9 protein-coding genes and 1 pseudogene are annotated in these 14,509 nt (G+C 66.4%); 3 read left to right on the top strand and 7 right to left on the bottom strand.

Annotation, left to right across the window (positions count from 1 at the left end; translation table 11 throughout):
- Positions 1-159: 159 nt before the first annotated feature.
- Together gndA and ACIBI6_RS24795 are read left to right on the top strand one after the other, a co-directional pair.
- Positions 160-1,605 (top strand): NADP-dependent phosphogluconate dehydrogenase, encoded by a 1,446-nt coding sequence (gene gndA, locus ACIBI6_RS24800; RefSeq protein ID WP_396958035.1) that lies wholly within the window; start codon positions 160-162, stop codon positions 1,603-1,605.
- A gap of 330 nt (positions 1,606-1,935) precedes the next feature.
- Positions 1,936-2,589, top strand: a pseudogene (locus ACIBI6_RS24795) (response regulator transcription factor); the annotation flags it as partial.
- 467 nt (positions 2,590-3,056) lie between these two features.
- Here ACIBI6_RS24795 and ACIBI6_RS24790 read toward each other — a convergent pair.
- The 5 genes from ACIBI6_RS24790 to ACIBI6_RS24770 all read right to left on the bottom strand — a co-directional run bounded on the left by ACIBI6_RS24790 (position 3,057) and on the right by ACIBI6_RS24770 (position 10,361).
- Positions 3,057-4,463 (bottom strand): MFS transporter, encoded by a 1,407-nt coding sequence (locus ACIBI6_RS24790; RefSeq protein WP_364357133.1) that lies wholly within the window; start codon positions 4,461-4,463, stop codon positions 3,057-3,059.
- Positions 4,460-5,437, bottom strand: coding sequence for an L-histidine N(alpha)-methyltransferase (gene egtD / locus ACIBI6_RS24785; protein WP_396958034.1), 978 nt, complete (start codon positions 5,435-5,437; stop codon positions 4,460-4,462). The genes ACIBI6_RS24790 and egtD overlap by 4 nt, the downstream gene beginning before the upstream one ends.
- A 149-nt stretch (positions 5,438-5,586) precedes the next feature.
- Positions 5,587-6,756 carry an FAD-dependent monooxygenase gene (locus tag ACIBI6_RS24780; RefSeq protein WP_396958033.1) on the bottom strand — a complete coding sequence of 390 codons (1,170 nt, stop codon included), beginning with the start codon at positions 6,754-6,756 and terminating at the stop codon, positions 5,587-5,589.
- A gap of 79 nt (positions 6,757-6,835) precedes the next feature.
- Positions 6,836-9,877, bottom strand: a complete 3,042-nt coding sequence (locus ACIBI6_RS24775) for an AAA family ATPase (RefSeq protein WP_364357142.1) — start codon at positions 9,875-9,877, stop codon at positions 6,836-6,838.
- 43 nt (positions 9,878-9,920) lie between these two features.
- The gene (locus ACIBI6_RS24770) at positions 9,921-10,361 is read right to left on the bottom strand and encodes an FAD-dependent monooxygenase (RefSeq protein WP_396958208.1); all 441 of its coding nucleotides are present in this window, start codon (positions 10,359-10,361) and stop codon (positions 9,921-9,923) included.
- A gap of 175 nt (positions 10,362-10,536) precedes the next feature.
- Between ACIBI6_RS24770 and ACIBI6_RS24765 the strand changes: the two genes are divergently transcribed.
- Complete coding sequence (locus ACIBI6_RS24765; RefSeq protein ID WP_364357145.1) at positions 10,537-11,181, top strand: class I SAM-dependent methyltransferase; 645 nt, start codon at positions 10,537-10,539, stop codon at positions 11,179-11,181.
- On the opposite strand, the gene ACIBI6_RS24760 is transcribed toward ACIBI6_RS24765, so the two are convergent.
- Both ACIBI6_RS24760 and ACIBI6_RS24755 read right to left on the bottom strand, forming a co-directional pair.
- A complete protein-coding gene (locus tag ACIBI6_RS24760) occupies positions 11,178-11,507 on the bottom strand; it encodes a cytochrome P450 (protein ID WP_396958032.1) in 330 nt (109 codons plus the stop codon). The genes ACIBI6_RS24765 and ACIBI6_RS24760 overlap by 4 nt on opposite strands.
- 38 nt (positions 11,508-11,545) lie before the next feature.
- Positions 11,546-14,320 (bottom strand): AAA family ATPase, encoded by a 2,775-nt coding sequence (locus tag ACIBI6_RS24755; protein ID WP_364357151.1) that lies wholly within the window; start codon positions 14,318-14,320, stop codon positions 11,546-11,548.
- Positions 14,321-14,509: the final 189 nt, after the last annotated feature.

Raw genomic sequence — 14,509 nt, 5'->3', positions numbered from 1 at the left:
GCCGACGAACCCGAACTGCTACCCGGCGCCCCCGGACGAAGCGCGGAACTCCGACGGACCCGCAATTGTTCGAAGCGGGCGAACACCAGCGAAGCGCCGAGTAGGACTAGGACTAGGCTTCGACCGACGGTAACAACGCCGAACGGAGAGGGCTGATATATGGCGTCCGCAACAGGATCCGCACAGATCGGGGTTACCGGCCTGGCGGTCATGGGTAGCAATATCGCCCGGAACTTCGCCAAGCACGGCTACACGGTGGCACTGCACAACCGCAGCATCGCCAAGACCGACGCCCTGCTGGCCGAACACGGCGGAGACGGCAACTTCGTGCGCACCGAGACGATCGAGGAGTTCGTCGCGGCACTGGAGAAACCGCGTCGGGTGCTGATCATGGTCAAGGCGGGCGATCCGACAGATGCGGTCATCGAGGAACTCGCCGCCGCGATGGAGCCCGGCGACATCATCATCGACGGTGGCAACGCGCTCTACACCGACACCATTCGCCGCGAGGCCGCCATGAAGGCGCGCGGATTGAACTTCGTCGGCGCGGGCATCTCCGGCGGCGAGGAAGGCGCGCTCAACGGTCCGGCGATCATGCCGGGCGGCCCGAAGGAATCCTACGAATCCCTCGGCCCGCTGCTCGAGTCCATCGCGGCGCAGGTGGACGGGACACCGTGCTGCACGCATATCGGCCCCGACGGCTCAGGACACTTCGTCAAGATGGTGCACAACGGCATCGAATATGCCGATATGCAGCTGATCGGCGAGGCCTATCACCTGTTCCGTGACGCGCTCGGCCTCGGCGCCAAGCAGATCGCCGATGTCTTCACGCAGTGGAACTCCGGCGAACTGGAGAGCTACCTCGTCGAGATCACCGCCGAGGTGCTGAACCAGGTCGATGCGAAGACTGGTCAGCCGCTGGTGGATGTCATCGTCGACGCGGCCGAGCAGAAGGGCACCGGGCGCTGGACCGTGAAGTCCGCACTCGATCTGGGCATCCCGGTCACCGGAATCGCCGAGGCGGTTTTCGCACGTGCGCTGTCGGGATCGCGTGCGCAGCGCAAGGCGGCGGTCGGTCTCGCCGCGGGCAAGCTCGGCGAAAAGCCCACCGACGTCGCCCAATTCACCGAGGACATCCGCCAGGCGCTCTACGCGTCGAAGATCGTCGCGTACGCCCAGGGCTTCGATCAGGTCGCCGCGGGCAGCGCCGAATACAACTGGGACCTGCACCCCGGCGACCTCGCCACCATCTGGCGCGGCGGCTGCATCATCCGGGCCCGCTTCCTGAACCGGATCAAGGAGGCCTACGACCAGAACCCGGAACTGCCGAGCCTGATCCTCGCGCCGTACTTCCGTGAGGCGATCGAGACGGCAATCGACAGCTGGCGTCGCGTGGTCGCCACCGCCACGCTGCTCGGAATTCCGGTGCCCGCGTTCGCATCCTCGCTCTCGTACTACGACGCACTGCGCGCCGAGCGACTGCCCGCCGCCCTCACCCAGGGCCAACGCGACTTCTTCGGTGCCCACACCTACGAGCGCATCGACGCACCCGGCAAGTACCACACGTTGTGGAGCGGCGATCGCAGCGAGGTTTCGGCCGACTGATTCGAGGGCGATTCCCAACCGTGGCAACGCCTTACCGTGGTACGGGTGTCGCGGGATGAACCGAGGATAGTCTCGCGGCTGCCCGGAGTTCAGGACAGGATGGGCGACCGTGCTGATTGCGGCACGGTCGGTTCGGCGCGCTGCGTGCCGGACCGCTGAATGAGACACTCGGCGTCTCGGCCCTCCCTACCTATCGCCGATGCGGATATTTCGGTCCCGGATGGCGGATGATGTTGCCGCGCCACTGCCCTAGATTTCGAATTGCAGTAGTCCGGTCCCGGCGAAAGTCGGCCGGGCAGTGCATTCGAATGCTGCCGAGAGGTGTCGGGTATGCGGGTGATCGTGGTCGACGATAACGACGATGCGGGCGAGGCACTGGTGCACAAGCTGCGCCTGCGTGGGCATCATGTCGATCGCAAACGTCGGGGCGCGGATCTGCTGGTTACGCATCATCGCTATCACGCGGTCATCCTCGACCTCGATCTGCCGGATATGTCCGGGCTGACGGCGCTGCGCAAGCTGCGCGAAGTCAGCTCGGTGCCGGTGGTCGTGCTCACCGCGGATACCGATGAGCGTTCGGTGGTGCGGGCCTTGCGCAGTGGCGCCGACGACTATCTGGTGAAACCGCCGCGGGTGGCCGAGTTGGCGGCTCGGCTGTATGCGATCACGCGACGCATTCCAGTGGCCGCCGTCTCAGCGCCGACAACGGCGGTCGTCGCGGGCGATGTTCAGGTGGACCTGGAGACCGAGACGGTCGAGGTCGCCGGTCGACAGGTGCAGCTGACCCGGGTCGAGTTCGCGGTGTTGCGGGCCCTGCTCGAACAGCCCGGTGCGGCGGTCAGCCGTCAGCAATTGCTGGATCGTATCTGGGGAGATGCGTTCGTCGCGGTATCGCATTCGCTGTACGTGCACGTCAATGCGCTGCGAACCAAGTTGAACCGCCCGGGATTGATTACGACCATCCACAGCTACGGCTACCGATGGAATCCGGCTGCCGCCGCGGTGAATTCGGTCGATGCCGAAGCGGCGCTGACCATGAGCACGCTGGTGAGCCGCACCGCCCGACCGGGCACCGGATCCGCGATTTGCGACCACCGCACGGCGTCGACGCCGCGGCGAGTGACGCACTCGCAATCAAGCTAGTCGCACCGCACTGGCCTTCATTCGGGCCGTTCGATGAGCGTCAGCACCCATTCCGACGCGAAATTCCGGGATTCCGTGGATCAGCTCGGCACCGGGCGAACAGGCCGATCCTCAAACCATCAGGCTCGATCACCGTCGGCGATTGCGACCGCCGAGGATCAAGGCCACGGCCGGTACCGGTGCGCCACAGATCAACAGAGCGACACGGAAGCCAATACCGAACGCTACGACGAGTCGCGCCCGGGAAATGCCTTCCCGCCGTTCGGGGACGGCGAGCACGTGTACGGCCAGCACACCACCGAGCTCGATCACCGCAGCTTTGAGTCCGACCGCCGCGGCATCAAGGCCGCGGCCAGCACGGCACCGGTGAGAAGCAGTGCGCCACAGATCAACACGGCAATGCGGAAGCCACTGCCGAACACGACGGCATCGGTGAGTCGCGCGCCGGAAATACCGACCAGCCCCGGCAGCGCGGCGACGGCGAGCAACTGCGCGGTGCGGGCGACGGCATTATTCACCCCGGAGGCGATCCCGGAGTCCGTTGCGGATACCGCCGCGAACACCGCACCTGTAAGCGGAGCCACGAACACCGCCAACCCGATACCGAGCACGACAGTTCCCGGGAATACTGCGCTGAGATAGGTTGCGCGCGAACCGATCCCGGTCAGTAGAACGGCGCCACACGCGGCGAGTAAAGGCCCGAGGATCATCGGGATCCGTGCGCCGTGTCGCTGCGCCCACCGACCGACCGACGCGGACGAGACCAGCATGATGCCGCTAATCGGCACCGTCGCCAGGCCCGCCGCCAGCGGCGAGTACCCCGCGACCATCTGCAATTGCAAGGGCAACAGAAAGTAGACGCCGCCGAGACCCGCGTAAACGGCGGCGGTGACCAAGTTGGCCGCGGTGAACACCCGCGAGGAGAACAGTGCCGGCGGCAACAGCGGATGTGCCCCGTGCATCTGGATCAATGCGAATATCCCCAGCAGCGCCGCGCCGAGCAGCGATATCCACCCGCGCGCACCAATGAACCCGTAGGTCAGCGCACCCAACCCGGCCACGGCGGTCGCCGCACCCGCCAGGTCCAGCGGCCGCGCGTCCGCATCCCGAGATTCCGGAAGGTAGCGCACCGATACGACGGCAACGGCTACGGCGAACGGCACATTGACGAGAAATACCGAGCGCCACCCGGCCAGCTCCGTCAGCCAGCCCCCGACGATCGGACCCACCGCCTCGATGATGCCGATGAGCCCGGCCCACAAGCCGATTGCGGCACCGCGGTCGCGACGATCGATCGAGGCCGAGATCAGTGCCAGGCTGCCCGGTGTGATCAACGCACCCGCGATACCCTGCACCACCCGCGCCGCGACGAGCATTTCCATCGAGGTCGCGACACTGCACAACAGTGACGCCAACGCGAAACCGACGCTGCCCCAGATAAATACCGTGCGCCGCCCCAACCGATCCCCCAGCGCCCCGCCGACCAGAATCAGCGATGCCAATGCCAGGGTGTAACCACCGACTACCCACTGCAGATCGGCCACATCGTCGCCGAGACTCGAGCCGATCCGTGGCACAGCGATATTGACGACCGACGCGTCGAGCACCACTACCGCCGAACCGAGTACCGCCGCCGCGACAATCCAGCCTCCGGTGACCGAACGCAGCCGCGGTGGTGCGGGCGCGACCCGGTTCGGTGCGACGAGGTCGCTCATCCTCTGCGGGCGAGAACCAGCGCGAACCGATCATCCGGATCGGCCCACGATTGCTGCACCTGGAAGCCGGAAGTTTCGAGTTCTCGATGAAATTCGGTCAGCCGGAACTTCGCCGAGATTTCGGTGCGCAGCTGCTCGCCCGCCGCGAAGTCGACGACGAGATCCAGCTCGGCGACCGTGACCGACATATCGGCGGTGGCCTCCAGCCGCATCTCGATCCACTGGTTGTCGGGATCCCATACCGCTATATGCGCGAAACGATCCGGCTCGAAATCCGCGCCGAGCCGCTGATTCACAACCTGCAGGATGTTGCGGTTGAACTCGGCTGTCACACCCGCGGCATCGTCGTATGCCGGGACCATGACGGCGGGATCGACCACCAATCCGACTCCGAGCAGCAGCTGTTCTCCCGGCTCGGTGACCTCGTGGACGCACCGATAGAAATCCGCGCGCTCCTCGGGGATGAGGTTGCCGAGTGTGCCTCCGAGCAGGGCGATGATCCGCCGGTCACCGCGCGGCAAGGTATGCAGCATGCTGGTGAAGTCGCTCACCACACCGTGCACCGCGAGTTCGGGGTACTCCTCGTGGATCCAGGTCACGGCCGCGCGTAGCGCGGATTCGGAAACATCCTGCGGTAGATAGGATTTCAACGATCCATGCGCGCACAATGCGGTCAAGAGCAGACGTGTCTTCTCCGATGAACCCGAGCCGAGTTCGATCAGTTCCCCGGCCTCGGCCGCCGCCGACGCGATCGCATCGGCCGAGCGGCGAAGCAGCGTTCGTTCGGTGCGGGTGGGGTAATACTCGGGCAGCTCGGTAATCGCTTCGAACAGCTTGCTGCCCCGCGCGTCGTAGAACCATTTGGACGGCAGCCACTTCCGGCGCCCGGTCAGCCCCCGCAGGACATCGGCACGCAGTGCGGCCGCGAGATCGTCCTCGGTGAGTTGGATATCGATACTGACGTGAGGCCGCACTGGCTTACTCCGATCGATGCTGAATCGCCTACGCCGTCGAGTACAAACCTTGCGGTCCACTTCTCCGACAACGGAATTGTTGACGCAGCCACCACACCCCCGCCAACCGGCGAATCGCACATTTACATCGGCTTAGGTTTTCGTCACCTTCAGCCGACGCGCTGCGGATCGATGCCCAGTTCGGAGAGGTTCATGGCCATCGTGTGGTGCACGGCCGGGACCCAGTCCAGCGCGCGCAGTACCGTATTGCGCAGGCCGCGCAAAGGTGCGCTGCCGACGGTCGCGACGCGGGTCATCTTGTCGGTGAATGCGACGACGTTCTCCGCGACCGGACGGCGTTCGGCCTCATAGGTATCCAGCACACTGTCCTCGGCACCGTCGCGGATGACCGCGGCGAGTTTGGCCGCAAGATTCAGTCCGTCCTGCAAACCCGTGTTCATGCCCTGTCCCCCGGCCGGGCTGTGCACATGCGCGGCGTCACCGGCGAGGAAGATCCGCCCGGCGCGGTAGTGCTCGGCCAAACGATGATGCACACGGAAGCGCGAACTCCACACGATCTTCTCGACGGTAGCCGGATTCCGTTGTGGACCACGGGTACTCAGCAAATGCTGGACATGGAATTGGTCGGGCTGCGGTGGGGCATCGTCCACCGTCGCCACGATGCGGTGCCGTCCGCCCGGCAACGGTGCGATGACGGTAACGCCCTCCGGCGAGAAGTACAGCCGGATCTCCGCATCAGGAACATCACCGCCGAGCACGGCGTCGGCGAGGACGAAGGACTGTGCGTAGCTGTCGCCTTCGAAGGCGATACCGGCCTGCTCCCGAACAAGACTGTGCATACCGTCGGTGCCGACGACATAGCGCGCCCGGATGACGTCGCCGGAGGCCGTGGTGGCGGTGACACCGTCCGGGTCCTGAGCCAGCGCCGTCAGTTCACACGGCCGCGTCACCCGGGTACCCGTGGCCTCCAGTCGCTCCAGCAGGATCTGCTCGGTGCTGTCCTGTGGGATCAGCAGGGTATAGGGATAGTCGGTGGGCAGATCGTCGAAACCGACGTGCAGCAGCACCCGGTCGCGTTCCCGAACGGTGGCCTGCGGCACGATGATTCCGCGCGCGATCATCTTCTCGGTGACGCCCAGCTCGGTGAGCACCTCGAGTGTGCGGGCGTGGACCACGGCGGCCCGCGAGGTGTTCTCGCCTGCGGCCTGCTTGTCGACGAGGACGACGGGAACGCCCTTATCGGCGAGCGATGCGGTCAGTGCCATGCCGACCGGTCCGGCGCCGACGACGAGCACATCTGTCTGGGTGGGGATGTTCATGCCGGTGACGCTACGGACGAACACAGCGTGGCCGCGTCTGTCGAATGACTGTAGTAGCCCGCAAGATTCGCACAGACACTTAGGTCATCGCGTACCTGGCGAGTTCGGCACGCGAGGCCACACCCAACTTGGGGAAAGCCTTGTACAGGTGATAGCCGACTGTTCGGGCGCTGAGGAACAACTGGGTGCCGATTTCCCGGTTGGTAGCCCCGGTCGCGGCCAGTCGAACCACCTGAAGTTCCTGCGGGGTAAGCGAAGCCAGCGGATCGGATCCGCGGCTCTGGTCCGATACCGAGATCCCGGTCGCCCGCAATTCCGCCGCCGCACGCTCGGACCACGGGACCGCACCGAGCAGATCGAAGGTCGTCATCGCCGCCTGCAACTGTGTTCGCGCCTCGATACGGCGGTTGTGGCGGCGCAGCCATTCGCCGTACATCAGCTCGGTCCTGGCCTGTTCGAAGGGCTGATCGCCGCGCGCGTGCAATCGCAGTGCGCGCTCATAGAGATCGGCCGCATCGCCGTCGGTCAGCAGGGCGTGGCAGCGATGCAGGACCGCGAGTGCCCACGTTTGGTCGATCGCCTTGGCCCAGTTGGTGAACCGGGTCAGCGCCTGCTGTGCGCGCTGCGGATCGCCGGTACGGACGGCGGCCTCGACATAGTCGGGATAGGCGTAGCGCCAGACGAATGCGTGCCTGCACGGACCGGCCGCCGCCTTGTCGAGCCGGTCCAGCACCTGCGCATACCGGCCGTAACCACAGTCGAGCGCGGCCAGTGCGTAGGTGGCCCAGGCCATGCCGGTCATCCACATCCCACCCTCCTCGATCGCTTCCGCGGCGAGGGCTGCACATTCCTGCTCCGCACCCGCCACTCCCGCCAACCATGCGGCGATACCGGCCAGGTAGTACTTCCAGTAGTGCTGGCCGATGTCCTCCGCGAGCCGCCGTCCCTCGGCGGCGGTGGCCTGTGCGGCCCGGTGCCGACCGGTCGAGAGTTCGGCGATCGCGAGCATCATCATGGCCTGGGGCATGCGTCCGATTCGGCCCGCGGTGCGGCAGGCGTCGACCAGGCGCGTCGCGTCGCGGTACATACCGTCCACATCGCCGCGGGCGAAGCCCAGATAGGCGGCGACAAGATGCAGGTCGATCGGTAGGGCGGCAACATCGCCGAGATCGTGCGGCGCGATATTGACCGCCAGCCGATCCCCTTCCAACAACAGCCGGATATCGCGCGCGAGCGCGTGAATCGCGTGCTCCGGCCCGCACACCTGGGCGGCGAGTTCCTCGGTGCGGCGGGCCAGTACGAGTTGATCCGGATGCGGGCGGCTGGACCAGGCGTAGATGGCGGCCCAGCCGAGCATCGCCAGGCTGGCCTGTTGATCCTGTGCCGCGGTGAGTGCGAGGACACCGTCGTGTAGCAGGCGCGTGGCTTCGAGCGGATGTCCCGCCTCGAAGGCCAGCCCGGCGCGCACCCTGGCGAGTTCCGCGACGATCGCTGGCTCGATGGGCAGCGCCGCTGAGTCCGCGTGCCGTGCCGATTCGATTACAGGCTCAGCCCCGGGTGCATGCTGGGCCAACCCGGGGCCACACTGGACCAACCCGGTTGTCCGCTCCGCCAACCCGGATGCACGCTCGGCCAACTCGGACGCACCCTCAGTCAACCCAGACGCACCCTCGGCCAACCCAGCTGCATGCTCGGCCAACCCGGTTGCGCGCTCCACCGACCCGGATGCACCCTCCGTCGACTCGGATGCACTCTCATTCAACCCAGGTGCACGACCGCCCAACCCAGACGCACCCTCAGTCAACCCAGACGCACGCTCGGCCAACCCAGGTGCACGCTCAGTCAACTCGGACGCACGCTCGGTCAACTCGGTTGCGCGCTGCGGTAACCCGGCTTCATATGCGGCGGTGGCCGCGATCGTCCAGCGTCGTGCCCTGTCCGCGGCGGCGGGCGACAATTCGGCGGCGCGGGCATAGCCCGCACTGACCGCGATCTGCCCACCGCGCCGTCGTGCTCGCACCGCGGCCCGTTCCAATCGTGCGGCCACCTCCTCGTCCGGCAGCGCGGTCACCGCCGCCAGATGCCAGGCCCTGCGGTCGTCGTCGACGGCTCCGGCCAGCGCCGTATGCGCCGCGACGCGCTCGGCGACATCGCAGGCCAAGCGGGCGGCGGTACGGATGAGCGGATGCCGGAATTCGATGCCCGAGGACGTGACTCGGGCCAAACCGGCATGCTCGGCGGGCGCGAAATCGGTCAGTGCCGCACCAACCGCGGGTAGGGCGCGGGTCACCGGCTCGATATGCCCGCTGTCTTCCAGGGCGGCAACGAGCAGACAGAGTCGGGCGGCGTCCGGCAGCGCCCGGATCCGTTCACGGAATCCTGTCAGCACCCGACTCGACGGCGGTTCGGAACCTCCGAGTGAGTATGCGAGCGCGGATCCAGCGCGCTGCGCGGGTGTGAGCGTCCGCGGAATCTCCAGCAGGGCGAGCGGATTGCCACCGGCCTCGGCAACCACGTGGTCGCGCGCGGACGGTGCAAGGGTGGCGGTGGCATCGACGAGCTGTTGCGCAGCCGTGGGATCCAACCCAGTCAAATTCAGCTCGGGCACGCCGGGTGCGAGAAAGGGACGTTCCCCGTCGCGGGCGGCGAAGATCAGCATGACCGGCTCGCTGTGTAGCCGACGCACCGCGAACAGCAGTGCGTCGGCCGATTCCTGATCGAGCCAGTGCGCGTCATCGATCAGACACAGCAGCGGTCCGTCCATCGAAAGTTCGGTCAGCAGGCTCAGGGTGGCCAGACCGATCAGGAAACGGTCCGCCGGTGTCGCTGAACCGAACCCCAGTGCCGCCAGCAGCGCATCGGATTGCTGTCGCGGCAACTGCGAAACCGTCTCCAGCACTGGACCCAACAGCACATGCAGTGCGGCGAAAGGAAGCTCGGTCTCCGACTCGATGCCGGTAACCCAGAGCAGGCGAGCATCCGCCGACTTGGCGTATTCCAGCAACGCGGACTTGCCGATTCCCGCTTCACCACGCACGACCAGGGCACCCGGCCGCCCCGCTACGGCATCAACGAGCAGCTCGTCGATCGTCCGCTGCGCCGCCGTCCGGCCATACAGCATCCACCTGCTCCTGCACCTCGCACACCATCGATCAGAGCGCACACTAGCGCCTGCCGAATTTTTCTTCTCGGTGCCGGGAGGTTGGCAGCGTCCAGTTCCAGAGGCGGACGGCCTCGCGTGCGGCCACGCCGCCACCGACGATCCGGGTGAACCGGGTCAACAGTCCGTAGCCGAGCGGACTGGTGGACAGGCAGGCTGATCCTCGGATCATGTCGGGCCATGCGCTGCACCCGCGGGCGGCGTCGCCGATTGTATTGCGCGAGAGCCGTGCGGATTCGACAGTGCCGGTGAGTTCAGCCGCGAGCACGGCGGCCTCCTCGAACGCCTGGCATCCGCCTTGGGCGCGGAACGGTGCCATGGAGTGGGCGGCGTCGCCGAGTAAGACGATGCGGCCGCTGCGAGCGGGTCGAGGTCGGAAATGTCGTGGCGCAGTATCTAATCCAGCGGTGTCGCGTCGAGCAGCGCGGGAATCGGGTCGTGCCAGGAGCCGATGTGGCGACGGACCTCGGCGAGGTCGTCATCGAAGCGCTGACCCGGTTCTCCCCGACGAATGGCGAGAAACCAGGGCAACGCACGGTGATCGTCTGACCAGCTGTGATGGACGGAATGCCGCGTGCGGCGGCCTTGTGAATGCCAGGATGGTGTTGGAGGTGATGGCGGTGGCGGAACGGGCTGGGGATTCGTTCGGTGGTCGGCGGCCGACGAGTCACGAGCGGACGACGGGGCTGCCGTGGGATGCGTCGTACCAGGACGGGCCTGCGCCTTGGGATGTCGGGCCGCAGCCGGCGATCGTGCGATTGGCGGCGGCAGGCGGATTCAGCGGGGCCGTGCTCGATGCGGGGTGCGGGTCCGGCGAGAATGCGCTGCACGTTGCCGCGCTGGGATTGCCGGTGCTCGGCGTCGACGTGGCCGAGACGGCATTGGCGCTCGCGCGGGCGAAGGCCACGGAGCGTGGGATCGCGGTCGAGTTCGCCGTGGCTGACGCATTGCGGTTGGAGCGTTTGGGACGCAGATTCGACACAGTGCTGGACTGTGGACTGTTCCACACCTTCGACGCGGACGAACGCCCGGAATACGTGGCGAGTCTCGCGTCGGTGACCGAGCACCACGGCACCCTGTATGTGTTGTGCTTCAGCGACATTGGTCCCGACACCGGCCCGCACCCGGTATGTCGGGAGGAGCTGACTTCGGCGTTCGATGCGGGCAACCAATGGAAGGTCAGCGCGATCGAACCGGATCGGCTCCACACGAGATACCACGACAGTGGCGCACCCGCGTGGATCGCGACTATCGAACGGGTCTAGCCGACCCTCGATTGCCGTTCGGCTACCTTGGCGATGATCGGGAACTTGGGGTTGAGGGTAAGGCCGGACATCGGGGTGAAGTCCGGGTTCTCGATGGTCACCTCGAACCGCCGGACGATGGTGGACAGCGCCAATTGCATCTCCATCATCGCGAACGCGTTGCCGATACAGAAGCGACCGCCCGCGCCGAAGGGCAGGTATGAATTCCGGTCCCGAGCCGCGACGGCGGTGGGAGCGAAACGGTCCGGGTCGAAGGTGTCGGGCAGGATGACTAGGGCGATTGCGTGCCGAGCAGGCGGGCGAGGCAGATCTCCGCCCGAGTGCATCGGCTTGCCACAAACCATGCGGGACTTCGAAGTCAGCGTTACTTCCCAGAGAGTGCGGCGGCGATGTCGCGGCGGGATCCGATGCCGAGTTTCGCCAGAATGTTCGAGACGTGGGATTGAATTGTCCTGCGCGACAGGAACATCTGCGCCGCGATATCGGAGTTCGAAAAGCCTTCGGCCACCAAGGCGGCTACCTTGCGTTCGGTCTCGGTCAAGGCGTCCCGTCCAGACTTGGGGCGGTTGCGAGGTCCGCGGACGCCGCGGCGAATTCCGTACGGGCGCATGCGCGCTACCGCTCGAGCGGTATCCCAAGATGCACCGAGGCCGGTATAGAGCTCTATGGCAGCATCCAGGGCGCTACGGGCGTCGGAGCCGGACCCATCTGCGGCGAACAATAGTGCCGCGTTCTCGTATGCCTGCGCCTCGTAGAACGGTCGTCCCGCCCGTCGGAACTCGGCGGCAGCGGCGCGCAGGACGGTGGGATCGCGCTCGGCAACACCGCGGCACAGCAGAGCGGTGCCGGTTCTGGCCGCGGTCGGTTGGCGTCGAGCCAGCTCGGCGGAGGCCACGACCACCGCGCCAGCCGCCTTCTCGTCGCCGACATCGGCGGCGAGACGGGCTATCTCCGGGAAGATGTAATACAGCGTGGGCGAGGTCAATCCGCCCGCGAGGCGCTGATGCGCATCGACGAGTAGATCCAGCGCGCCACGCGGGTCACCTCGGGTCTCGAGCATCAGGGCCTTGACCCACGGATAGAACTGGCCGTAACCACTGCTGCCCAGTTGGTCGTTCGGTGCGGGGATGCCGTCCGGATCCGGCAGGAAGGTGCCGCGGTGGATGCCGATCAGCGCGGACAGACTGTGCAGGATCGGGGTGTAGCCGAAGGCGTCGGGTATCGACTGGCCGGAAGTACATTCGACCAGCGCATCGTCCCAGCGGCCGTCCAATACATAGAGCCGGGCCTTGGCGACCACACTCGCACCCAGATAGACACCGTGGATCCGCCGACTGTGCCCGATCGCCTTGTGCAGCACCGCTTCCGCGTCGGCGAGCCGATCGAGCTCGATCAAGCAGTGCGCGTAGAGCACATAGGGATCGAACTGGTCGGAACCGAATCCGTTCTCGAAGACGGCCAGGATGCGGCTGCTCAGCTCCAGGGCCTCGTCGAGATAGCTGTGGGTATAGCGCACCGCACCCACGGTCAACAGTCCGTATCCGGTCACGAGCGGATTTTCGGTCACGTCCCCGATCGCCAGCGCCTGCGCGCCGGCCGCCTCCGCCGCGTCGAACCGACCGAGGAAGAAATTGTTCAAGCCGCTCATCCCGTGGAACCTGCCCGCATCCTCGGCCGTGAGATTCGGTGTGGCAAGGGCCTTTTCGGCAACCGCGACGACTTCGCGCAGATCGCCGCGCGCATGGCAGGCCTGCATCAGCAACCAACGCAGTTCAATATCATCCTCCGGCCGGTTCAGCAGAGCCGTGCGCACCAGGGCTTCGGCCTCGGCCGCGCGACCGTTCCACAGCAGCGCTTGGGCGTGCAGCCGCAGCAGTACCGGACGCATGCCGAGGTGCGCGGTGCCCGCCGCGCGCTGCAGGAGTTGCACCGCGATCTCGGGTGCGCGCACGATCAGCTTGTCGGCCACCGCGACCAACCAGTCGAGCGTCTGCGAATCGAGCTCGTTCTCCCCCGCCGACAGGTAGTACGCGATCCGCTCGATGGGTGCGTCGGTGGCCAAGAGGATCTGACCGGCCCGGCGCAGCAATCCAGCGCGCAGTGAATCGGGCAGCTGATCGGCGAGCACCTGACGAATCAGGTCGTGCCGGAAGATCAGTTCGGAGTCGGCGCGGGTGAGCAGACCACCGTCGGTCGCCTCGGTGACGACATTCCAGATTTCCAGGATCGGACTGTCCAGTACTGCGGCAAGTTCCGCGACGTACACGGTCGGCCCGAGTGCGGCGGCCATCGGAAGTACTTGCCGAGCCGACCGTGACAGGAATTCCAGCCGCTGCGCGATCGCTCCCGCCAGCGATGCGGAGGGACTATCGGCCGGATCGGTCGGGTCGGCGGTATCGGCGACCACCGTAATCGCCTCGTCACGCAAGAGCGAGGCCACCAATTCGGTGATGTAGAGCGGATTTCCGCCCGCACCGACGACCTGTCGCATCAGGCCCGGCCCCGGCGTCGCACCGACCATATGCCGAACCAGTTCCGTAGCGGCCGGTTCGGGCAGTGCGCCGAGCCGGATCGTCGGCGCACCACGTTCGGCGAGTTCGGCCGTCAACGCGACGAATCCGGTGTCGCGCGGCAGCGGACGCGCCGCCAGGACCAGCAGGAGTGGCAAATCGGCGATGACACCGCAGAGCCGGTTCAGCACCGCGAGACTCTGCCGGTCCGCCCAGTGCACGTCATCAATGATCAAGGCGACCGGACCAGCGGCACACCAAGTGTCGACCAGATCGAGGATCGCCTCGGTGATCGCGAACTCGTGCGTGGCCGCACCGTCGCCCGCTCGATCGCCACTGCGCAGCAGCGCACGCACTGGATCGGAGCCACGATCGCTATCCAGCCAGGAGCACACGGCCGAGAACGGCACCTGCCGCTGCAACTCCTTCGCGGCTCCCCGGCGCACGGTCAGACCGTTGGTCCTGTATCGGGCAACAGCCGCATCGAGCAGCGCGGTTTTGCCGATACCGGGCTCGCCCTCGACCAGCGCCACCACCCCCTTGCCCGCAGTCGCTCGCAGACCGTGCGCGACCACACGCTCGACCTCGGCGTCTCGACCGACGAATACGGAGGTAAGGGGACCCTGCACTCAGGAGATCCTATGCCCCAGCACGACGTTGTGCAGAATGCACGCCCCCGCTCAGCGCGATATTTCGCCGCGCGATGCGGATATTCCTACCCGCTATGACGGATGTTCCGGCTACCCGGTTTGCCATAGGGTCCGAGAGCGGCGGCTCGCTACCAGCGAATCGGCAGCGCATCCGATCGGTCGCCGAGC

Source organism: Nocardia sp. NPDC050412, from assembly GCF_044458825.1.
GTDB lineage: Bacteria > Actinomycetota > Actinomycetes > Mycobacteriales > Mycobacteriaceae > Nocardia.
Note: the sequence above shows the minus strand (reverse complement) of the source record. Positions and strands in the feature narration are given on the sequence as shown.

What these genes read in the sequence shown, in the direction of transcription:
- gndA (WP_396958035.1), top strand. Translation starts at nt 160, where the DNA reads ATGGCGTCCGCAACAGGATCCGCACAGATCGGGGTTACCGGCCTGGCG.
- ACIBI6_RS24790 (WP_364357133.1), bottom strand. Translation starts at nt 4,463, where the DNA reads ATGAGCGACCTCGTCGCACCGAACCGGGTCGCGCCCGCACCACCGCGG.
- ACIBI6_RS24780 (WP_396958033.1), bottom strand. Translation starts at nt 6,756, where the DNA reads ATGAACATCCCCACCCAGACAGATGTGCTCGTCGTCGGCGCCGGACCG.
- ACIBI6_RS24775 (WP_364357142.1), bottom strand. Translation starts at nt 9,877, where the DNA reads ATGCTGTATGGCCGGACGGCGGCGCAGCGGACGATCGACGAGCTGCTC.
- ACIBI6_RS24760 (WP_396958032.1), bottom strand. Translation starts at nt 11,507, where the DNA reads ATGCACTCGGGCGGAGATCTGCCTCGCCCGCCTGCTCGGCACGCAATC.